Origin of the sequence: Xanthomonas cassavae CFBP 4642 (genome assembly GCF_000454545.1) — a bacterium.
Taxonomy (GTDB): Bacteria; Pseudomonadota; Gammaproteobacteria; order Xanthomonadales; family Xanthomonadaceae; genus Xanthomonas; species Xanthomonas cassavae.
Window position 1 is genome coordinate 3,952,483 of sequence record NZ_CM002139.1, and the last position, 20,938, is coordinate 3,973,420.

At 66.1% G+C, this 20,938-nt stretch carries 18 protein-coding genes; 5 read left to right on the plus strand and 13 right to left on the minus strand.

Going from position 1 to position 20,938, the window contains the following annotated elements; all coding sequences use genetic code 11:
- Positions 1-148 precede the first annotated feature (148 nt).
- The 5 genes from gyrA to ligA form a co-directional block, all read right to left on the minus strand.
- The gene (gyrA, locus tag XCSCFBP4642_RS0117390) at positions 149-2,857 is read right to left on the minus strand and encodes a DNA gyrase subunit A (RefSeq protein ID WP_029220899.1); all 2,709 of its coding nucleotides are present in this window, start codon (positions 2,855-2,857) and stop codon (positions 149-151) included.
- 208 nt (positions 2,858-3,065) lie between these two features.
- Entirely contained in the window at positions 3,066-4,130 is a 1,065-nt protein-coding gene (mtnA, locus tag XCSCFBP4642_RS0117395; RefSeq protein ID WP_029220900.1) for an S-methyl-5-thioribose-1-phosphate isomerase, read from the minus strand.
- 509 nt (positions 4,131-4,639) lie between these two features.
- Positions 4,640-5,323 (minus strand): DUF3011 domain-containing protein, encoded by a 684-nt coding sequence (locus XCSCFBP4642_RS0117400; protein ID WP_029220901.1) that lies wholly within the window; start codon positions 5,321-5,323, stop codon positions 4,640-4,642.
- Positions 5,324-5,589: 266 nt separating this feature from the next.
- Entirely contained in the window at positions 5,590-6,552 is a 963-nt protein-coding gene (epmA, locus tag XCSCFBP4642_RS0117405; protein WP_029220902.1) for an EF-P lysine aminoacylase EpmA, read from the minus strand.
- The gene (ligA, locus tag XCSCFBP4642_RS0117410) at positions 6,549-9,053 is read right to left on the minus strand and encodes an NAD-dependent DNA ligase LigA (RefSeq protein ID WP_029220903.1); all 2,505 of its coding nucleotides are present in this window, start codon (positions 9,051-9,053) and stop codon (positions 6,549-6,551) included. The genes epmA and ligA overlap by 4 nt, the downstream gene beginning before the upstream one ends.
- 342 nt (positions 9,054-9,395) lie before the next feature.
- On the opposite strand from ligA, the gene XCSCFBP4642_RS0117415 reads away from it, so the two are divergent.
- Positions 9,396-10,520 (plus strand): pyridoxal phosphate-dependent aminotransferase, encoded by a 1,125-nt coding sequence (locus XCSCFBP4642_RS0117415; protein WP_029220904.1) that lies wholly within the window; start codon positions 9,396-9,398, stop codon positions 10,518-10,520.
- Positions 10,521-10,765: 245 nt separating this feature from the next.
- On the opposite strand, the gene XCSCFBP4642_RS0117420 is transcribed toward XCSCFBP4642_RS0117415, so the two are convergent.
- From XCSCFBP4642_RS0117420 to XCSCFBP4642_RS0117460, 8 genes are all read right to left on the minus strand, one after another.
- Positions 10,766-11,170 carry a hypothetical protein gene (locus tag XCSCFBP4642_RS0117420; RefSeq protein WP_029220905.1) on the minus strand — a complete coding sequence of 135 codons (405 nt, stop codon included), beginning with the start codon at positions 11,168-11,170 and terminating at the stop codon, positions 10,766-10,768.
- A gap of 10 nt (positions 11,171-11,180) precedes the next feature.
- Positions 11,181-11,915: a cell division protein ZipA gene (gene zipA / locus XCSCFBP4642_RS0117425; protein ID WP_029220906.1), complete on the minus strand. Its 735-nt coding sequence runs from the start codon at positions 11,913-11,915 to the stop codon at positions 11,181-11,183.
- 56 nt (positions 11,916-11,971) lie between these two features.
- Entirely contained in the window at positions 11,972-15,475 is a 3,504-nt protein-coding gene (smc, locus tag XCSCFBP4642_RS0117430; RefSeq protein ID WP_029220907.1) for a chromosome segregation protein SMC, read from the minus strand.
- Positions 15,476-15,657: 182 nt separating this feature from the next.
- Positions 15,658-16,029, minus strand: a complete 372-nt coding sequence (locus tag XCSCFBP4642_RS25180; protein WP_200859708.1) for an alpha/beta hydrolase — start codon at positions 16,027-16,029, stop codon at positions 15,658-15,660.
- 389 nt (positions 16,030-16,418) lie between these two features.
- Entirely contained in the window at positions 16,419-16,868 is a 450-nt protein-coding gene (rplI, locus tag XCSCFBP4642_RS0117440) for a 50S ribosomal protein L9 (protein ID WP_029220908.1), read from the minus strand.
- A 229-nt stretch (positions 16,869-17,097) separates the two neighbouring features.
- Positions 17,098-17,328, minus strand: coding sequence for a 30S ribosomal protein S18 (gene rpsR, locus XCSCFBP4642_RS0117445; RefSeq protein ID WP_005991243.1), 231 nt, complete (start codon positions 17,326-17,328; stop codon positions 17,098-17,100).
- A gap of 11 nt (positions 17,329-17,339) precedes the next feature.
- Positions 17,340-17,771 (minus strand): 30S ribosomal protein S6, encoded by a 432-nt coding sequence (gene rpsF, locus XCSCFBP4642_RS0117450; protein WP_029220909.1) that lies wholly within the window; start codon positions 17,769-17,771, stop codon positions 17,340-17,342.
- A 345-nt stretch (positions 17,772-18,116) separates the two neighbouring features.
- Positions 18,117-18,455, minus strand: coding sequence for a HesB/IscA family protein (locus tag XCSCFBP4642_RS0117460; protein WP_029220910.1), 339 nt, complete (start codon positions 18,453-18,455; stop codon positions 18,117-18,119).
- 204 nt (positions 18,456-18,659) lie between these two features.
- Between XCSCFBP4642_RS0117460 and asnS the strand changes: the two genes are divergently transcribed.
- The 4 genes from asnS to XCSCFBP4642_RS0117480 are packed head-to-tail and all read left to right on the plus strand — an operon-like array spanning position 18,660 to position 20,938.
- Entirely contained in the window at positions 18,660-20,054 is a 1,395-nt protein-coding gene (asnS, locus tag XCSCFBP4642_RS0117465) for an asparagine--tRNA ligase (protein ID WP_029220911.1), read from the plus strand.
- 1 nt (position 20,055) lies between these two features.
- Entirely contained in the window at positions 20,056-20,313 is a 258-nt protein-coding gene (locus tag XCSCFBP4642_RS0117470; RefSeq protein WP_029220912.1) for a hypothetical protein, read from the plus strand.
- The gene (locus XCSCFBP4642_RS0117475) at positions 20,310-20,615 is read left to right on the plus strand and encodes a hypothetical protein (protein ID WP_029220913.1); all 306 of its coding nucleotides are present in this window, start codon (positions 20,310-20,312) and stop codon (positions 20,613-20,615) included. Before XCSCFBP4642_RS0117470 ends, XCSCFBP4642_RS0117475 begins: the two co-directional genes overlap by 4 nt.
- Positions 20,612-20,938: a hypothetical protein gene (locus XCSCFBP4642_RS0117480; protein WP_029220914.1), complete on the plus strand. Its 327-nt coding sequence runs from the start codon at positions 20,612-20,614 to the stop codon at positions 20,936-20,938. Before XCSCFBP4642_RS0117475 ends, XCSCFBP4642_RS0117480 begins: the two co-directional genes overlap by 4 nt.

Genomic DNA, 20,938 nt, shown 5'->3' on the forward strand with positions numbered 1-20,938 from the left:
CACCGCGTTTTTGGCGGGGATTGCGCTTAAACACTGCGTTGCACATGTCATCGCCTGCAATAAACCAAGCGCGCAACAAAACGCCGGCAATAAAAAAACGCCGGCATTGCCGGCGTTTTGGTTCAACTGCAGCGAGGGCGCTGGCCGATCATTCTTCGGTTGCCGGTGGCAGCGCCACGGACTCGACGGTTGCGCTCGCTTCTTCTGCCACCTCGTCCACTTCATCCAGCGACGCATCCAGGCGTTCGACCGCCTGCAGCTTCTCGCCCTTGGACAGGCGGATCAGCGTGACGCCCTGGGTATTGCGGCCCACGCGCGAGATTTCCGACCCGCGCGTGCGCACCAGGGTGCCGCCATCGGAGATCAACAGCACTTCGTCGGTGGCACCCAGCAAGACCGCACGCACCAGCTTGCCGTTGCGCTCGGTGGTCTGGATCCCGATCACGCCCTGGGTACCACGCCCCTTGCGTGGGTACTCGGCCAGCGGAGTGCGCTTGCCGTAGCCGTTCGCGGTGGCGGTGAGGATGTAGGCCACGTTGCCGTCGTCGGCGAGCTCGATCACGGCTGCATCGGTGCCGTCGGCAGTGTCGACGACCTCGTCGGCGACGTCTTCATCGGACTCGATCTCGATGCCACCGGCCGGGTCGGACACGATCAGGCTGACCACTTCCTCGCCCTTGGGCATGCGGATACCGCGCACGCCGGTGGCGGTACGGCCCATCGAACGCACGGTGGACTCGCCAAAGCGCACGGTCTTGCCGTTGGAGGCGAACAGCAACACGTCGCGGTCGCCGTCGGTCAGGGCAACGCCAACCAGCGCATCGCCTTCATCCAGGTTGATCGCGATCTTGCCGCGCGCCAGGCGGAACGCGAATTCGCTCAGCGGGGTCTTCTTGACCGTACCGTTGCGGGTCGCGAAGAACACATAGCGGTCGTCGACGTATTCGCGCACCGGCAGCACCGCCTGCACGCGCTCGCCGGCTTCCAGCGGAATCCAGTTGATGATCGGGCGGCCGCGCGCATTGGAACCGGCCTCCGGCAGCTGATGCACCGGCAGCCAGAACACCTTGCCGCTGCTGGTAAAGGTCAGCAGCGTGTCGTGCGTGTTGACCAACCACAGCTGGTCGATGAAATCTTCTTCCTTGGTCGCCGCGGCAGAGCGCCCACGCCCACCACGGCGCTGCGCACGATACGCGCTCACAGGCTGCCGCTTGGCATAGCCGGCATGCGACAACGTCACCACCACGTCTTCCGGTGCGATCAGATCCAGGATATCCAGGTCTTCTTCGCTGTGACGGATCTCGGTGCGACGCGCATCGCCGTACTCTTCGCGCACGTTGATCAGCTCGTCGCGGATCACCTGCAGCAGCGCGTCCGGATTTTCCAGGATGCGGATCAGGCCTTCGATGACGCCGAGCAACTGCTTGTACTCGTCGGTCAGCTTTTCCTGTTCCAGACCAGTGAGGCGATGCAGACGCATTTCCAGGATCTGCGAGGCCTGTACCTCGCTGAGCTGGTAGAAGCCCTTGATCAGGCCCATGCCCGGCGGTAGATCTTCCGGCTTGGACGCTTCGGCCCCGGCGGCACCCAACAGCGCACCCACCAGACCCGGTTGCCAGGTCTTGACCAGCATGCGCTCGCGCGCTTCCTGCGGGTTGGCCGAGGTCTTGATCAACTCGATCATTTCATCGATGTTGGCCAACGCGACGGTCAGGCCTTCCAGCACGTGCGCACGCGCACGCGCCTTGCGCAGCTCGAAGATGGTGCGGCGGGTGACCACCTCGCGCCGGTGGCGGATGAACGCCTCCAGCATCTGCTTGAGGTTCATCAACTGCGGGCGGCCGTCGATCAGCGCCACCATGTTGATGCCGAACACCGACTCCATCTGGGTCTGCTGGTACAGGTTGTTGAGCACGACCTCGGCCGACTCGCCGCGCTTGATTTCGATGTAGATGCGCATGCCGTCCTTGTCGGACTCATCGCGCAGCTCGCTGATGCCTTCGAGCTTCTTTTCCTTGACCAGCTCGGCGATCTTTTCGATCAGCCGCGCCTTGTTGACCTGGTACGGGATCTCGGTGACGATGATCGCCTCGCGGCCGTTGTCGGCCACTTCCACATCGGCCTTGGCACGGATGCGCACGCGACCACGGCCGGTGCGGTAGCCAGCGGCAATGCCGGCGGTGCCGTTGATGATGCCGGCGGTGGGGAAGTCCGGACCCGGGATGTACTCCATCAGGCCTTCGACATCCAGTTCCGGGCTGTCGATCAGCGCGATGCAGGCATTGATCGCCTCGGTCAGGTTGTGCGGCGGGATGTTGGTGGCCATACCCACCGCGATACCGGCCGAGCCGTTGACCAGCAGGCTCGGGAACCGCGTCGGCATGACCGTGGGTTCCAGTTCCTTTTCGTCGTAATTGGGCTGGAAATCGACGGTTTCCTTGTCGATGTCGGCCATCAGCTCATGCGCCAGTCGCGACATGCGCGACTCGGTATAACGCATCGCCGCGGCGGAGTCGCCGTCGACCGAACCGAAGTTACCCTGACCGTCCACCATCATGTAGCGCAGCGAGAACGGCTGCGCCATGCGCACCAGGGTGTCGTACACCGACTGGTCGCCGTGTGGGTGGTACTTACCGATGACGTCGCCGACGATACGCGCCGACTTGAAGTAGGCCTTGTTGCTGTGTGCGCCCAGCTCGTGCATCGCGAACAACACGCGTCGGTGCACAGGCTTGAGGCCGTCACGGGCATCGGGGAGTGCGCGGCCTACGATCACGCTCATCGCGTAATCGAGATAGCTCTTGCGCATCTCGTCTTCCAGGTTGACCTGGATGATTTCCTTGGCGGTTTCTGCCATTCGGGTTCCGTAAGTGAGGTGGCGGGCGAGCCGGAAAGCCGCGTCGGGGGCGCCTTGGTGACAGGCTGCCGACCCCACGCTCCCGCCGATCGATTCAAGCGCCGGATTGTACCATGAAGGGACAGCCGGATGCCGCCGGTTTAGCGGCCAGAAACAAGCACTTGCGGGACTTTACGCGACGTTGCGGTGTCCCGCCCCGGCGCTGGGCTCAGCGGCCGAACGCGGCCTGCATTCGGGCCGGATCGGGGTGCTCGATCACCCCCCGTTCGGTGACGATGGCGTCGATCAGCGCGCCCGGGGTGACGTCGAATACCGGGTTCCAGGCATGGATGCCCTCGGCCACCGTGCGGACCCCGCCCACGCCGAACAATTCGCCCGGATCGCGTTGCTCGATCTCGATCTGGACGCCGTCGGCCGTGGCCATGTCCACTGTGGACGAGGGCGCCACCACCATGAACTTGACCCCGTGGTGGCGGGCGGCGATGGCCAGTTGGTAAGTGCCGATCTTGTTGGCGGTGTCGCCATTGGCGCAGATGCGGTCCGCGCCCACGATCACCCACTGCACCAGGCCGGATTTCATCAGGTGCGCGGCGGCCGAATCGGCGATCAGGGTGGCATCGATGCCGTCCTGCTGCAGCTCCCACACGGTCAGGCGCGCGCCCTGCAGCCACGGCCGGGTTTCGCCGGCAAACACCTTGGCGATGCGCTGCTGCGCCATGCCGGCGCGGATCACGCCCAGCGCGGTACCGAAGCCGGCGGTGGCCAGCGAGCCGGTGTTGCAGTGGGTCAACACGCCACTGCTCGGGGCGATCAACCCGGCACCCAACGCGCCCATATGGCGATTGGCGGCCAGGTCTTCATCGGCGATGGCCTGCGCCTCGCGCGCGATCACCTCGCGCCAGTCGGCACCGGCCGCGCCCAGCACCCGGCGCATGCGCATCAATGCCCAGGCCAGGTTGACCGCGGTCGGCCGCGCGGCGTTGAGCCGCAACAGCGCCGGTTCGAGTTTCTGCAGTGCCGCACTGCCATCGTCGGCCTCGATGCCGCGCACCGCCAACACCACGCCCCACCCGGCGGCGATACCGATTGCCGGCGCGCCGCGCACAGCCAGCGAATGGATGGCCTCGGCCACCGCATCGCTGGTCTCGCAACGCACATGCTCCACCACGAAGGGCAGCTTGCGTTGGTCGAGCAATTCCAGGGCATCGCCGGTCCACAACAGCGGACGGATGTGGTCGTAGCGGGCGTAATCGATATGGGCGCTGTCGTTCATGCCGCTATTGTAAGGCGCAGGGGCGGTGCAGTCAGTGGGCCGTCAATAGGCAGCTCGCAGTGCGTACGGCGATGCATCAAGCGCAAACGCCTGTTCGTCGAGGATGCGGCGCCCTCACCGCTCGCGGGACACGCCGCAAGTACGTCCTTGTAGGCTCCGTGTCGGCATCCATGCCGCCAAGGGTCCCGCAATCGGCGAGGACACCGCCAGACAGTTGGCTGGTGGTTTTGTTGAAGAGCGGGGAGCGCGTCGCGGCTTGTCGGGTGCTTGTTGAAAACCACGCACGCCGACCGTCTCGACTGGTCCTTGCCCGCCCCCCGTCGCGGGACCTCGAACGGCACGGATGCCGCGCCAGAGCCTCCAGGGACGTATTCACGGCGTGTCCTGCGATGGTGGGCGGGTACGGGCCGTGCAGCCAAAACCGCAGAGCAACCGCCTCGCGGCGAAGACCTAAATCCTCCGCCCAGCAATAGACCGACGCCTAGTAGCGCAGCAGCCCTGTCAGTCGCTCAGTCGACGATGAATTCGGCGCGGCAACCGTCGTTGACCCACACTCCATCGCGGCTCCAGCCCCAGGTCTGGCCTTCCACGCACGGGGTTTTGGACATCTGCCGGCCCATTCGCACGTCACGTTCCACCGACACCCCGCAAGTGCGCCGCGCGCTCTTCTTCGATTCGCAGGTGACCATGCGCGGCATCGCCACGAAGCCGCTGCCGTCTTCGGCACCGACCTCGAATTCGCCGTCGCAGCCACGCAACACCCAGATCTCGTTACGGCGCGTTCCCCATGTGCGGCCTTCCTTGCATGGCCACATCGAGCGCTGGCGCAGCAGCCGCACCGGCGCGTCACGCAGGACCACCGGGCACACCACCTTGCCGCCATTGGAATCGCAGCGCACCACCCGGCGCATCACGCTGGCCGTGGGCGCGCTGCTGGCGAATTCGGCGCGGCAGCCCTGCTCCACCCACACGCCCTCGCGGTCGACATCCCACTCGCTGCCACGGATGCAGCTGGTCTCGGACAGCTGGCGCACCAGCTGCACGCCGCTGGCCACTTCCATCGGGCAATGCACGCGCGCCATGTCCTTGGACTCGCAGCGCACCACGCCGGAGCCGCGATCGGCAGCGCGTGCGTCGGCATGCATCAGCAGTGGCAAGCACCACACACCGCATAAGCTGATCAGCCACTTCATGCCAACAATCCTCACCCCGAAACGATGTACGTCGCGCCCGCGTGGACGTGAAGATGAGAGCACCATCGATGTGAAGATAGCAATACGGCGGGCATGACAAGGCCATGGCAACCCGGCGTGGCCGGCCTGCCGCATGGCGACGTGCCCATTGCGGTATTGGCGCGAGGCAGCCATTGCGCTGCGGGCGCGCAGGTTCCGGCGCGGCGTTGCCCCTGCGGCACAGTTCGCAGCATGAGCGTTCGCGCTGGCCGCGCTGCCAGCGCGACTCAGGCGCAGGCGAACTCGAAGGCCAGCACATCGGCAATCTGCGTGGTGCCGCGCATGGCCATCAACAACCGATCCACGCCCACCGCCACGCCGGCGCAATCGGGCAGTTGCGGCAACATCGACAGCAACGATTCGTCCAGCGGCAGCTGCGGCAGTCCACGCGCAGCACGCACGGCGTTGTCGCGCTGGAAACGCGCACGCTGTTCGTGCGCATCGTTCAACTCGTGGTAGCCGTTGGCCACCTCGCAGGCACCCAGATACAGCTCGAAGCGCTCGGCCACCGGCGGATCGTCGTGGCGGATCCGCGCCAGCGCGCATTGGCTGGCTGGCCAGTCGTGCACCACGGTCACCGTATCGGCGGCAAAGCCGGGCTGCAGGCAGTGGGTCATCAGCAGGTCCAGCCAATCGTCGCGCGTGAGCCCCTGCGGATCGATGGCGATCGCCTGCAATGGCGCACGCAGCGCCCGGATCGGGTCCAGCAACGGATCGACGCCCAGCCGCTGGACGAACAGCTCGCGATAGCTCAGCACCTGCACGGTGGCTTCGCGGTCGACCAGGGCCAGCGCACGCTGCACCAGCGCGATGGTCTCCTGCGCCAGCGCCCGGTCCTCCCAGCCCACCCGATACCACTCGAGCATGCTGAATTCGGGATTGTGGCGGCCACCGGCTTCGCCGTTGCGGAACACCCGCCCCAGCTCATAGCAATCGCCCAGGCCCGCGGCGAGCAGGCGTTTGAGCGGGTACTCCGGCGAGGTGCGCAACCAGCGCACCGGTGCGCCGGCATCCACGTGCCCGCTGAAGCGGGTGCTGAAGCTTTCGATGTTCGGCTCGGTGTTGCCGGCCTGCGACAGCACCGGCGTTTCCACTTCGATGACGCCGCGCTCGGCGAAGAAGTCGCGGATCGTGGCATTGAGCCGCGCCCTTAACTGCAACGCGGCCAGGTCCAGCGGCGCAGCGGTCACGGCTGCTGCCCGTGCTCGCCCAGGAAGGCCAGCAGACGTGCCTCGTCCCAGATCTCCACGCCCAGCGACTGGGCCTTGTCGAGCTTGGAGCCGGCCTCCTCGCCCGCCACCAGGAACGCAGTCTTCTTCGACACGCTGCCGGCGACCTTGGCACCCAGGGCTTCCAGACGCTGTTTGGCCGCGTCGCGGGTCAATGCCGCCAACGTGCCGGTGATCACCACGGTCTGGCCATCCAACGGACCGGCCTGCACTGTGGCAGCGTCCGGCAGACGCGCCAGCACGGTGTCCATCGCCTGCTGCGCGGCGCTGGCCAGGGCGGTGTTTTCCGGGCGATCCAGCCATTGCAGCAGCGCAGCGACCACCGCCGCCGGCACGCCGGCCTGTTGCAAGGCATCGGCGCCGGCCGTGCGCAATGCAGCGAACGACTCCGCTGCAGCGGCGAGCTGCTGCGCACGCACCGGCGTCACCTTGGGAATATCCATGTCTTCCAGCACGCTGGCAAAACTCAGCGCCTCGCGCAGCTTGGGCGATGGCGGATGCGCATCGCCGATGCGCACGCCACGCTGCAGCAAATCGTCAATGGCCTGCTGATTGCCCGGCTGATCGAAGAAATGCCCGAGCGAACGCGCCACTTCGCCGCCGATGTCCGGCACGCGCTTGAACAGCGGCCATGGCAGATGGCGAATGAGTTCAAGGTCGCCGAACCAGGCCGACAAGGCCTTGGCGGTGCTTTCGCCCACATGCTCGATGCCGAGTGCGAACAGGAAGCGCTCCAGCGTGGTATCGCGCGATTTTTCGATCGCCTCGATCAGGTTCTCGGCCCATTTGGTGGCGATCTTGCGGCGGTTCCAGTCGAAGCCCTTGAACTGCAAACGCAAGATATTGGCCTGCCAGTTTTCAGGTGCAGCCGCATCCGCGTTCGCCACATCTACGCCCTGCAGCCCGATCAAACCTTCCAGCTCGCGGTACTTGCTCTCAGCCAAATGCTCGCGCGCCTCGCGCAGGAAGCCATGCGGGCTGTCGGCGCTGCTGATCAGGCGCAACTGCAGCAGCTGATCCACGTTGAGCAGATACAGATCGGCCACGCCCTGCACCAGGCCGCTGTCCACCAGCACCTCGATGAATTTCTCGCCCAGGCCGTCGACATCCATCGCACGCCGCGAGACGAAATGCCGGAACGCTTCCTTGCGCTGCGCCGGGCAGGTCAACTCGCCGGAACAGCGCCACACTGCCTGGCCCTCCTCGCGCACGATCTCCGACCCGCACACCGGGCATTGGGTAGGCATGCGCCATTGCTGCGTGCCTGCCGGGCGTTGCTCGGCGACCACGCCGGCCACCTCGGGAATCACATCGCCGGCGCGCCGCACGATCACCGTGTCGCCCACGCGCACATCCAGCCGCGCGATCTGGTCGGCGTTGTGCAAGGTCGCATTGGTGACGATCACGCCGGCCACATGCACCGGCTTCAGCCGCGCCACCGGCGTGGCCGCACCGGTACGGCCGATCTGGATCTCGATCGCCTCCACCGTGGTGGACTGCTCCTGCGCCGGGAACTTGTGCGCAATCGCCCAGCGCGGCGCACGCGAGACAAAGCCCATTTCGCGCTGGCCGGCCAGATCGTCCAGCTTGTAGACCACCCCGTCGATATCGAAGGCCAGCCCGTCGCGCGCGGCGCCGACGCGCTGGTAATACGCCAACAGGCCTTCGCTGCCCTGCACCACCTCGACCAGCGCGCTGACCGGGAATCCCCATGCGCGCAGCTGTGCCAGGATGGCAGAATGGGTGTGCGGCAATACGCCTCCGCTCACCTGGCCAATGCCGTACGCAAAGAAACTCAACGGACGCTGCGCGGTGATGCGCGCATCCAGCTGCCGCAGCGAACCGGCCGCACCATTGCGCGGATTGGCCAGCACCTTGCCACCCTGTGCGCGCATCTGCGCGTTGTAGGCCTCGAAGGCCGCACGCGGCATGTAGACCTCGCCGCGCACCTCCAGCACCTCCGGCCAGCCCTGCCCGCGCAGGCGCAGCGGGATCGCCTTGACCGTGCGCAGATTGGCGCTGACATCCTCACCGGTCGCACCGTCGCCGCGGGTAGCACCCTGCACGAATTCGCCGTCTTCGTAACGCAGGCTGATGGCCAGGCCATCGAGCTTGGGCTCGGCGCAGAACAGCGGTTGCCTGATCTCCAACCGTTCGCTGATGCGGCGGACGAACTCGCTCACTTCCTCATCGCTGAAGGCATTGCCCAACGACAACATCGGCAGGGCGTGCCGCACTTCGGCAAAGCGCGAGGCGGCCAGGTAGCCCACGCGCTGAGTCGGCGAATCCGCGCTGGCCAGCGCCGGGTGCTCGGCCTCCAGCGTCTCCAGCTCGCGCATCAGGCGGTCGTAATCCACGTCGGCCATCTGCGGCTCGTCGAGCACGTGATAGCGGTAGTTCGCGTCGTCGATGCGACGACGCAAGGCCTCGATGCGCTGCGCGGGATCCGGGCTGACAGTCATACTGTTCGCTGGGCTGACTCTGGGCCGCTCATTCTAACGGGCCATGCCGGTGCACAAGCGGCGGCGGCGCGCGGCGCCCCGAAGCCTGTCGGTGCCGACTGACTGGAATGGCAATGACTGCTCGCCGACCAGCAGCCCCCTCTGCAGCTGCCTCCACCAGTACGACCGGCCTAGGCATGGCAAATTGCCGACGGGAGCCACGCTCGATTCGCCGCTGCCAAGCAGCCCGACTCGCCTGCCATTGCCGGAAATGCCGGGTGGACAGATGATTTCCCGATAGGCAGAGCGCCCCAAACCCGCTAGCGTGGCGCTCTCTTTGCCCTGTCTGTGTGGAGCTCGCCCGTGTCGTTGCCCGTCTCGCGCCGTTCGTTTCTCAGCCTCGCCACATCGGGCGTGGCGGTGTCCGCACTGGGCCTGATCTCGCCGGTTGAGGGGGCCCGCAAACGTGCAGTCGCGCCTGCCACCCCCGGCGTCGCCCCGGCCGCCGGCACGGTGTACCTCAACTACAACGAACATCCGCTCGGCCCCTCGCCCGCCGCCCTGGACGCAGCAACGCGATCGCTGGCGCGTGCTGGCCGTTATCAGTTCGAGATGGAGCAGGATCTGCGCAACCTGATGGCCGGCGAACTGCAGCTGCCGAACGATCACATGGCGTTCTTCCCAGGCTCCAGCGACCCGTTGAACCGCACCGGTTCGCTGTTCACCTCGCCACGCGCAGGCCTGATCATTGCCGACCCGACCTTCGAAGCGCTGGCCGATGTCGCCACCGCGCATGGCGCACCGGTGCGCCGTGTGCCCTTGCGTGCCGATGGCGCGCACGACGTCAAGGCAATGGCCAAGGCCGATCCGACCGCCGGCCTGATCTACGTGTGCAACCCCAACAATCCCACCGGTTCGATAACTCCGCGTGCGGACATCGAATGGCTGTTGGCCAACAAACCGGCCGGCGCCGTGTTGGTGGTCGACGAGGCCTATATCCAGTACAGCAACCAGACCTCGGTGGTGGATCTGGTGCGCCAGCGCCAGGACCTGATCGTGCTGCGTACATTTTCCAAGCTGTACGGCATGGCGGGCCTGCGCCTGGGCGCGGCCATCGCCGCTCCGGGCCTGCTGAGCAAGCTCGCCACCCTGGGCGGCAACCCGCTGCCGGTGCCCGCCATGGCGGCCGGCATCGCCAGCCTGCGCGACCCATTGCTGGTGCAGACCCGGCGCGCCGAGAACGCGCGCGTGCGTGAGGACACCATCGCCTGGCTCAAGGGCAAGGGCTACACCTGCCTGCCGTCGCAGGCCAACTGCTTTGTGGTGGACATCAAGCGCGATGCCAAGGCGTTCGCCGACTCGATGCAGAAGCAGGGCGTCATCGTGGGACGCAGCTGGCCGATCTGGCCCAAGCGCGTGCGCGTGACCGTGGGCACCGAGGCGGAGATGCTGCGCTTCCGCGAGGCGTTCGCCAAAGCCAAACGCTAATCGCTCAGTGAAGCGAAGCACTTATCCCTTCTCCCCTCGGGACATTGTCCTCCTTCATGGGGGAGAAGGTGCCCCGCAAGGGGCGGATGAGGGGGCGCCTCGGGAATCTGCCAGCGTCTGTCATGGCGAACGCGTCGCCACGCGCCGTCAGAATTGAATCACCGACTGCTCCGCTGCCACGCCCCGCACCCCTGCTCCGCACCCCGGCCCGCGCTTGCGGCGCGGGCGCTCCAAGGCCCGCGCGCCTACGGCGCGGGAGCCATGCCTTCTCGCCCCGCACGGAGAGGGGGTTTAGCGCGCAGCGTGCGCCGGATCCACAGGTAGCTGATCACAAACGTCAGCAGCATCGAGCCGGCATTCCATAGCAGCAGCTCGCGCAGCATCGGCGTGCCGTGCAAGAGATGCGTGTAATAGCGGGAATCGAACAGCGCGATCGCGTGCGGCATGATTACGCTGATGAATGGCGTTGGCACCGGCGCGACCAGTGCGGTGATCGCGAGCGCAAAGCCGCCCACAACCCAGGGCGAGTTACGCGGGCGCTTGCGCAGGCGCGCGGCGACCCTGGTAACGATCCACAACAACGGCATTGCCAGGATCGCCCACAGCACCAACAGCAACGCCACCGCCAACATGCCCTGCAGGCTCAGCATGCGGCGCGACTCACCAGCGCGGCGATTTGGTCAGCGGCGGTGCCTGGTGCTGGCGGTCGTAGGCGCGCAATTCGTCGCGGATATGCGCCACCCGCTGCCTGCCCAGCGCATTGCGGCTGTCGTCCAGCACCACGCCATCCAGCAATTCGGCCATGCGCTGCACGGTGGGCAGCATCTTTTCCCAGGCATCGAGCGCGGTCATCGGCGCCGGCAAGGTCAGGAAGAAGGCGATCGCCGGCGTCTGCATCTCGCGGATATTGGCCATGTCGAAACTGCCCGGCTTGAGGATGCTGGCCATGCTGAAGATCGGCCCGCGTTCCGGGTGCCCTTCCACCAGGCGGTGGAACACATTCATGTGGCCGAACACCAGGCCGGTCTTTTCCGCGGCAACCACCACATCTTCGCCACGCAGGATCTGGCCGGCCTTGGCCGCCACGAACAGCGACACGATCTTGTCGAAATCCTGATTCGGGCGCTTGCCAACGTCGTTGCCGCCGGCCGCATCCCGCTCATCCAGGTCGAGCTCGCTCTGTTCGGCGCCGCCTTGGCTGCGCTCGAGCGCGTCTGCGTCAATCCCCGCATCGCCGGAAATCACCGGCTCGCGGCGTTCGCGCGGTTGGCTCTCGTCCTTGTCGACGCGCCGTCCCTGGGGCGCTTTCTTCGGGCGGCCGAACAGAAAAATTGCAGCGACCAGCAGCACTCCCGCGATCAGAATTCCGATCCGGATCATGGCCATATCGGACATTCAGCGTGCCTCCGCATCAAAGTAACAGGTGTCGTCATTCCGACAAGCATGGCACGTCATGCCGCACCCGCCAAACGGGCGGCCTCTTCCAGGTCCACGCTGACCAGGCGGCTGACGCCCGGCTCGCGCATGGTCACGCCGGACAACTGACGCGCGGCTTCCATTGTGGCCTTGTTATGGCTGACGAACAGGAACTGCACCTTCTCGCTCATCTCGCGCACCATATTGGCCAGGCGGCCGACATTGGCTTCGTCCAGCGGCGCGTCCACCTCGTCCAGCAGGCAGAACGGCGCCGGATTGAGCTGGAAGATCGCAAACACCAGCGCCACGGCGGTCATCGCCTTCTCGCCACCGGACAGCAGCGAGATGCTGGACACGCGCTTGCCGGGCGGGCGCGCCATGATGGTCACGCCGGTATCGAGCAGGTCCTCGCCGGTGAGTTCCAGGTATGCGTGACCGCCGCCGAACAGGCGCGGATACAGCGCCTGCACGCCGGAATTGACGCGGTCGAAGGTGTCCTTGAAGCGGCCGCGGGTTTCGCGGTCGATCTTGCGGATGGCTTCCTCCAGCGTTTCCAGCGCGGTGTTGAGGTCCAGGTTCTGCGCATCCAGGTATTCGGAGCGTTGCGCGGCCTCGCCGTACTCTTGGATCGCGGCCAGGTTCACCGGCTCCAGGCGACGCATGCGGCCGTCGATCTGGTTCACCGCCGCTTCCCACTCGGCGGCATTGGCCGCCTCGGGCAGGCCGTTGACCACGTCCTCAAGCACGAAGCCGGCCTTGACCACGGCAGCGGAGAGCTGCTCGGCGTTGAGCACCAGCGCCTGTTGATCGAGCTTGCGCTGGTTGATGCGCTCGCGCTGCGCCAGTGCCTGTTCGTCGCGCTGCTGGCGGGTTTGCTCGAAGCTGCGCAGCTCGCCATCGATGCTGTCCAGCAGCGTGCGCGTTTCGCCGAGCACGCGCTCGGTGCGCACACGCTCGCTCAGGGCGGCCTGGTGTTCGTGTTCCAGCGTCTCTACCGGGGAATCGCCTTCGCTGAGCTGGGCCAACAGGTCTTCCAGGCGCGTATCCAGCTGGCCGCGCTGGCTGTCCATGCGCTCCAGGGTCTGGCTGAGCGAGGTGATCTGGGTGCGCTGCGATTCCAGCGTCAGCGCCAGCGCATGCATCGCATCGCGCACGCCGCGCGCGGCATCGCGCGCCTGATCGCGTGCATCGGTGAGCTGGCGGCGCTCGTTTTCCAGCGCCTGCCGTGTGCCCTGCAGATCGCCCATCAGGGTGACTGCGTCTTCGAGTTTCGCACGTGCCTCGCGGGCTTGTTCGCGGCTGGTGTCCAGGGTTTCCAGCAGCTGCGACAACTCGGTTTCGATGCGCTCGATGCGCGTACGCGCCGCATCGACCTTGCCCTGCTGACTCTGCAACTGGCCGGCCAGTTCGGAGACGCTGCGGTGGGCCATGTACAGCTGGCGCTGCGCATCTTCGCGCTGCTGCTCGGCCGCCAGCGACTGCTCGCGGAAGCCTGCAAGCCGGTGTTCGAGATCGGCCTCGCGCTCCTGCAGGGTTTCGATCTGAGTGCGCAGCTGCTGGATTTCGCGCTCGCGCAGCAGCGCGCCTTGCTTGGCCGCGCCCGAGCGCGACACGCGCACCCAGCCTTCGCCCAGGCGTTCGCCATTGCGGGTAATGACCGAGTCGCCTTCGGGCAGACTGGGTTGCAATGCACGTGCAGCGTCCAGGTCCTCGGCGGTGTGCAGCCGCGCCAGCAGGCGGCGGATCGCGATCGGCCCCTGCACCTTGGCAGCCAGCGAGGTCGGCGCGAAGCTCGCGCTGTCGGTGGCACGGGACACCAGCGCAATACGGCCCTCTCCCAACTCGCCCAGCGCATCGACCAGTTGCTCGGGCGCCTCCACCAGCACGCCTTCGATCAACTGCCCCAGCGCGCTTTCGACGGTATTTTCCCAGCCGCTTTCCACCGTGATGCGTTCGCCCACGCGCACCGCCGAATCCAGCCCACGCGAGGTCAACCATGCCACTGCCGCGCCCTGCTCCTGGCCGAGTGCGGCCTGCTGCAGGGTTTCCAGCGAGGACAGCCGGCCGCGTACGGCCTGCGCCTGCTTGCGTACCTCGGCCAGTTCGCCCTGGCTGGCGCGTTGCTGGTCCTGCAGCGCGGCCAGCGCGTGCTTGCGCGCGTCCACCTGCTCGTTCAATCCATCCAGCGAGGTCTTTTGCGTTTCGTGGCGCAACTCGATCTGCTCGAACGCCTCGGCCAGCGCGTCCAGATCCAGCCCGGCGCGTTCATTGACCAGCGCTTCGCGGCGGCGCTCGGCCTCCAGCGACTGGCGGTCCAGGTAATCGACGCGGGTGCGCTCCACTTCGCCGGCGCGCGAGGCTTCACCGGTGTCGCGGTTGTGGGTTTCCCAGCGCTGCTGCCAGTCGGCCAACCGCGCTTCGGCCTCGCGCAGCGCTTCCTGACGGAATTCGTGGTCTTCGCGCAGTTGCTCCAGTTGCGGTTCGGCATCGGCCACGGCCTCGCGTAGGACGCGCAGCTTCGCCGAGTCGCCGCTGATGTGCTGGGTCAGCTCCTGCAGCTGGCTGTGGGCCTCGTCGCGCGCCTTGTGCAGGCGATGCGAGAGTTCGCGCTGATGCTGGATCTGCTGTTCGATACGCGCCAGCGCGCTGCCCACCTGATAGACATCTGCCTGCGCCTTGGCCACCGCATCGGCTGCCTCTTCGCGACGCACGCGCCCGGTTTCGATGCGCGCCTCGGCATCGCGCTGTTCGGCGATCAGTTGCTGCAGGCGGGTTTCTTCCTGATTCAATTTTTCGCGCAGGCCTTGCAGCTGCCCGTCCAGGCCGCGGTATTCCAGCGCCTTCCACTCGGCGTCCTTGATCCGGCGCTCTTCCTGCAAGGCCTGGTACTGCTCGGCCTGCCGCGCCTGGCGCTGCAGATGCGCCAGCTGCTTGGTGATTTCCTCGCGCAGGTCGCCCAGGCGGTCGAGGTTCTCGCGGGTGTGGCGGATGCGGGTTTCGGTTTCCTTGCGGCGTTCCTTGTACTTGGAAATGCCGGCGGCTTCTTCCAGGTACACGCGCAGATCTTCCGGGCGCGCTTCGATGATCTGGCTGATCATGCCCTGCTCGATGATCGAGTAGCTGCGCGGCCCAAGGCCAGTACCCAGGAACAGGTCGGTGATGTCGCGGCGCCGGCACTTGGTGCCGTTGAGGTAATAGGCGCTGTTGCCGTCGCGGCTGACCAGGCGCTTGACCGAGATTTCGTTGAACGAGGCGAACTCGCCGGAGATGGTGTGATCGGAGTTGTCGAAGATCAGCTCCACCGTCGCCTGCGACACCGGCTTGCGCGCCGAGGAGCCGGAAAAGATCACGTCGGTCAGCGAATCGCCACGCAGGCGGCTGGCCGAGCTCTCGCCCATCACCCAACGCACCGCGTCGATGATGTTGGACTTGCCGCAGCCATTGGGACCGACGATGCCGGTCATGTTGGTGGGCAGGTGCAAGGTCGTCGGATCGACGAACGACTTGAAACCGGACAGCTTGATCGTGGACAGGCGCATGGAAACAGGGATCTCGGTCAACGGCGCGGGGCGCGCCATCGGGTCGGGGTTGCAGAGGCCCGCGCTGGCAGACAACAGCCTAGCGGCAGGGGCCAAGCGAACGATTGACGTCGAGTATAGCGGGCCAGGCACGGCGGACATTGGCGTGCCCGCCAGCGGCAGTCCCGGCGGGCTGGGCCGATTCAGCCCCTGCGCTTGCCCTCGCCACGAGCGCGGGGCCCGATCACCTCCCGCAGGGCGGCGCGCAACGCCGCCTGGAACACCGCCACATGGTGCAGCGCAGGAAACTCGCGGTAATGCACTGCCAGCCCCGGCGTCGCGGACAGGCGCGCGGCAAGCTGCCAGGCCCGTTCCGCACCGCCCAGACACAGCCACAGCCACAGCCGTGCGGCACCGCGCAGTCCACGCGCAAGAAAACACCGTTCGGGCTCGCCCAGCAGCGCGCACTGCCCCCAGCACAGCGACGGACTGGCCGCCACAAAGTCGGTGAACCAACCGTCGCCCGCATACAGCGCGTGCAGGACGAACAGGCCGGCCAGCGAATGTCCCCACAACGCCTGCTGCCTGGTCCAGACGCACACACTGCACCGGCGCGGGCACGGCATGTCGCAGCAGCGCGTCGCGCAGTGCCCGGTCACCGCCGCCCATCGGCGCTTCGGCCGCACCGGAAGCGGCCAGAAAGGGATGATCGGCCGGCTGGAACGTGTCGTGGCGGGCACGGGTGGGCAGATCGAACAACTGCATGCGGCCTGGCCCTGCATGTCACGCCGTGATTCCGCGCCACGTCGTAGGGTTCATCGGACGCAGCTCCCCCGCTGCAACGGCAGCGCTTGATCGCTACGCAGCATGCCGCCCCCAAACGAACAACGGGCGCCCTGAGGCGCCCGTCGATGGTTCCGCAAGCGAACTGTTCCGTTAGGTCAGCTGCGCCTGATGATGCGGATCAGGCGTCGGATTCGACGATGACCTTGACCGAGGTTTCCACATCGGCGTGCAGGTGCAGCACGACGTCGTACTCGCCGACATTGCGGAATGCGCCTTCGCCCAGGATCACTTCGCTCTTTTCCAGCGGCAGGCCGGCGGCGGTGAATGCCTCGGCGATGTCGCGCGGGCCGACCGAGCCATACAGCTTGCCTTCGGTCGATGCATGCGCACCGATGGTGACGCTGGCGCCTTCGAACTTGGCGGCGCGGCCCTGTGCGTCGGCCAGGATGGTGTTGGCCTTGGCTTCGTACTCGGCGCGCTTGGTTTCGAACGCTTCGACGTTGGCAGTGGTGGCCGGCACGGCCTTGCCCTGCGGCACGAGGAAGTTGCGGCCGTAACCCGGCTTGACGCTGACCTTGTCACCCAGGTTGCCCAGGTTGGTCACTTTCTGCAGAAGAATCAGATCCATGGTGGTACTCCGTTATTCGTTAGCGCCGGCACGTGGGCTGGCGCAACGGGTGCTGTCCGAAAAGACGGGATTCGGGAATCGGGATTTGGGAATCGTAAAAGCACGATCGACACCGCATCTCGAATGACCGGCCTCTATACTTTAAATAACCCGCACATGGATGTGCGGGCTCTTGTGAGGGACTCACATAAAACCGTGCGGGCTCTTGTGAGGGACTCACATCAACGACTTAAACGTCGTGATTGTCCGTGTACGGAATCAGCGCCAGGAAACGCGAGCGCTTGACGGCCGTGGCCAGCTGGCGCTGATACTTTGACTTGGTACCGGTCACGCGGCTCGGCACGATCTTGCCGTTCTCGGTGAGGTACTGACGCAGGGTGTTGAGATCCTTGTAATCGATCTCCTTGACACCTTCGGCGGTGAACTTGCAAAACTTGCGACGACGGAAGAACTTGGACATGACAGCGCTCCTTAAGCGGCTTCGGCGTTGTCGCCGTCGGTATCGGTGGCAGCGGGGGCTTCGCCCTCTTCATCGTCACGACGACGACGCTCGCTACGCTCAGGCTTGTCGCCCTTCTCGTCCTTGCTCTTCATGATCAGTGACTGCTCTGTGTCGGCGCCATCGCGCTTGACGACCAGATGACGCAGCACCGCGTCGTTGAAGCGGAAGCTTTCCACCAGCTCGCTCAGCACGGCCTGATCGACTTCGATGTTGAGCAGCACGTAGTGCGCCTTCACCAGGTTCTGGATCGGGTAGGCCAGCTGACGACGGCCCCAGTCTTCCAGACGGTGGATGGTGCCGTTACCGCCCTCGATCAGCGACTTGTAGCGCTCGATCATGGCCGGGACCTGCTCGCTCTGGTCCGGATGGACCAGGAACACGACTTCGTAATGACGACTCATGTTGTTTTACCTTTCGGATGTGGCCACGTGGGCCGGACAGCTCCCCGGCAAGTCCGCGCAAGCGGCCGGTGGAGCAAGGGATCCCACCCGAGACCCGGGCAGGAAGCGCGAAAGTATGGCAGCTCAAGCGTTTAGCCGCAACTGGGCTGCAGCAGTGAGGGGCTTGAAGCCCCCCCTCGGGGCGAGAGGGCACGGCTTAGGCGCCACTGGCGCGTGTGCCCTGGAGCGCCCGCGCCGCAAGCGCGGGCCGGGGGTTGGGGTGAGGATACGGGCAAAGCAGTCGCAGCGTCACTTCTGAGGGGGACAATGTCCCGGTAGGAGAAGGGATAATGCGCGCCCGCCGGCTCAGCGATGCTCGGCTTCGGTCGTGAAGCTCTCGCCGCAACCGCACTCGGCGGTCGCGTTGGGATTGCGAAAGGTGAACGTCTCGCTCAGGCCGTGCTTGCCGAAGTCGATGCAGGTGCCATCGACCAGGGGCAGGCTGACCGGGTCGACGAAGATCTGCACCCCGCCCTGCTCGAACACCGCATCGTCGTCGCGCTGCTCGCGCGCCAGGTCGGCGATATGGCCCCAGCCGGAGCACCCGGTTTTGGTCACGCCAAAGCGCAGACCCAACGCACCCGGGGTCTGCTGCACGAAACGCTGCACGCGCTCCAGCGCGGCGGGGGTGAGGCTGACGGCCATGAGGGCACTCCAAGACAGTGGCGACAAGTATAGCGAGACCGCAACAACCTGGCGGGACGCTGAGCAGCGATGTCTGCGACAGACGGGGGCGGTGTGCGCCTGCGACAAGCGCAGCAGCCGGCACCCCGTTCAGATGCTCGCGCCGGCGCGGTCGCAGCCAGTAAACTCGCAGGTCATTCAAGGTCGCAACGGCGGGGAATAGTCATGACGGTGGTCAGCATTGAACATGCGCTTGCGGGCAAACTCCCCGAAGGCGGCGAAGTCATGGTACGGGGGTGGGTGCGCACGCTGCGCGGATCTGCCGGACTGGCCTTCATCAACGTGACCGACGGTTCCTGCTTTGCTCCGATCCAGGTGGTGGCCAACGACACCCTGCCCAATTTCGACGAGATCAAGCGACTGACCAGCGGCTGCTCGCTGATCGCCAAGGGCGTGCTGGTCAAGTCGCAGGGCAAGGGTCAGTCGTTCGAGATCCAGGCCAGCGGCGTAGAGATCGTCGGCTGGGTCGAAGACCCGCTGACCTACCCGATCCAGCCCAAGCCGATGACGCCGGAATTCCTGCGCGAAGTGGCGCACCTGCGCCCGCGCACCAATCTGTTCGGCGCGGTCACGCGTATCCGCAACTGTCTGGCGCAGGCGGTGCACCGCTTCTTCCACCAGAACGGCTTCAACTGGATCAGCACCCCGATCATCACCACTTCCGATGCCGAGGGCGCCGGGCAGATGTTCCGGGTCTCCACGCTGGACATGGTCAACCTGCCACGCGATGCCGGCGGCAATGTGGATTTCAGCCGCGACTTCTTCGGCAAGGAAACCTTCCTGACCGTCTCCGGACAGCTCAACGTGGAGGCCTACTGCCTGGCGCTGAGCAAGGTCTACACTTTCGGCCCGACCTTCCGCGCCGAGAACAGCCACACCACGCGCCACCTGGCCGAGTTCTGGATGATCGAGCCGGAGATCGCCTTTGCCGATCTGGCCGAAGATGCGCGCCTGGCCGAGCAGTTCCTCAAGTACCTGTTCCGTGCGGTGCTGGACGAACGTGGCGACGATCTGGCGTTCCTGGCCGAGCGCGTGGACAAGAACGCGATCAGCAAGCTGGAAGCCTTCATCAATGCGCCGTTCGAGCAGATCGACTACACCGATGCGGTGAAGCTGCTGCAGAACTCCGGCAAGAAGTTCGACTTCCCGGTCGAATGGGGCCTGGACCTGCAGACCGAGCACGAACGCTGGCTCACCGAGGAACACATCGGCCGCCCGGTGGTGGTGACGAACTATCCCGAGCACATCAAGGCGTTCTACATGCGCCTGAACGACGACGGCAAGACCGTCGCGGCGATGGACGTGCTGGCGCCGGGCATCGGCGAGATCATCGGCGGCAGCCAGCGCGAAGAACGCCTGGACGTGCTGGATGCGCGCATGGCGCAGTTCGGCCTGGACAAGGAGCACTACGGCTGGTATCGCGACTTCCGCCGCTACGGCTCGGTGCCGCACGCCGGCTTCGGCTTAGGGTTCGAGCGCCTGGTGGTGTACGTGTGCGGGCTGAGCAATATCCGCGACGCCATCGCCTACCCGCGCGCGCCGGGCAGCGCGGAATTCTGAGGTGAACCTGCCGGCCGCCGCCTCCATGCTTCAATCGCTGGCCGTCGGGCTGGCGGCGATCATGGGCGGTCTGACAGCGATACGTAGCGTGTTGCTGGCGCGGCTGGCGTCGCGCCAGCCCGACCCACAACGCTGCTGGCAGACCAGTACCGCACGTGCCGCAACCCGGCATGCCACGGCTCCGCTGCGCTGGACCATTGCAGCGCTGGTCATTGGCGCGGCATTCCCGAAACTTTTCCTGATGCTGGCGGCGGCATGATTCTGTTCTTTGCCCTGTGCTTCGTTGGCCTGGCCATCGCAGGTTTGACCGCGCTGCTGATCTTCTGGCCGCTGACCCTGGTGCACCTGCGCGATCGGCATCCGGAGGCGTTGGCCAGCTTCGGCGACCCGGCTTTCATCAGCCCCGTGGCATTGCGCTGGTTGCTGGCGCGCCATTACCGCAGCTATCGCGACAGTGCGCTGTCTGGTCTGGCCACACCCGCCTGGCTCTCGCTGCTGACCATTTTTTTCGGCCTGGGCATGGCGGCCCTGCTCGGGCTGCTCTCCAGGGTTCTGACATGACGACTGCTGCACCGGATACCGACTTCGATCGCGACCAATGGTGGCTGGCCACCATCGGCCGCACCCTGATCTGGGCGCGCTTGCGCATCAAGGCCGCCGGCACCGCCGAGGTGCTGGACAGCGATGGCAAGACGCTGGCCTACGACAGCGAAGACAGTGCGCGCGCCGCGCTGTTCGACGCGGAGTTCGTTGCGCTGGACGGGCTGGACGAAGAGGATGCGTTGATCCGCGGCTTCTCGCTGCACGAGATTGCGCCGCCGCGAGGCGACGACGAGACCGGCCTGCGCGAACGCATGGTGGTGAGCATGGGCGGCCGCGCCTGA

Coding starts and splice junctions, on each gene's coding strand:
- XCSCFBP4642_RS0117420 (WP_029220905.1), bottom strand. CDS start 11,170: ATGCTGAGCCTGCAGGGCATGTTGGCGGTGGCGTTGCTGTTGGTGCTG.
- rplI (WP_029220908.1), bottom strand. CDS start 16,868: ATGGATCTGATTCTTCTGCAGAAAGTGACCAACCTGGGCAACCTGGGT.
- asnS (WP_029220911.1), top strand. CDS start 18,660: ATGACGGTGGTCAGCATTGAACATGCGCTTGCGGGCAAACTCCCCGAA.
- XCSCFBP4642_RS0117460 (WP_029220910.1), bottom strand. CDS start 18,455: ATGGCCGTCAGCCTCACCCCCGCCGCGCTGGAGCGCGTGCAGCGTTTC.
- rpsR (WP_005991243.1), bottom strand. CDS start 17,328: ATGTCCAAGTTCTTCCGTCGTCGCAAGTTTTGCAAGTTCACCGCCGAA.
- XCSCFBP4642_RS0117480 (WP_029220914.1), top strand. CDS start 20,612: ATGACGACTGCTGCACCGGATACCGACTTCGATCGCGACCAATGGTGG.
- zipA (WP_029220906.1), bottom strand. CDS start 11,915: ATGTCCGATATGGCCATGATCCGGATCGGAATTCTGATCGCGGGAGTG.
- XCSCFBP4642_RS0117400 (WP_029220901.1), bottom strand. CDS start 5,323: ATGAAGTGGCTGATCAGCTTATGCGGTGTGTGGTGCTTGCCACTGCTG.
- ligA (WP_029220903.1), bottom strand. CDS start 9,053: ATGACTGTCAGCCCGGATCCCGCGCAGCGCATCGAGGCCTTGCGTCGT.
- XCSCFBP4642_RS0117475 (WP_029220913.1), top strand. CDS start 20,310: ATGATTCTGTTCTTTGCCCTGTGCTTCGTTGGCCTGGCCATCGCAGGT.
- gyrA (WP_029220899.1), bottom strand. CDS start 2,857: ATGGCAGAAACCGCCAAGGAAATCATCCAGGTCAACCTGGAAGACGAG.
- smc (WP_029220907.1), bottom strand. CDS start 15,475: ATGCGCCTGTCCACGATCAAGCTGTCCGGTTTCAAGTCGTTCGTCGAT.
- mtnA (WP_029220900.1), bottom strand. CDS start 4,130: ATGAACGACAGCGCCCATATCGATTACGCCCGCTACGACCACATCCGT.
- rpsF (WP_029220909.1), bottom strand. CDS start 17,771: ATGAGTCGTCATTACGAAGTCGTGTTCCTGGTCCATCCGGACCAGAGC.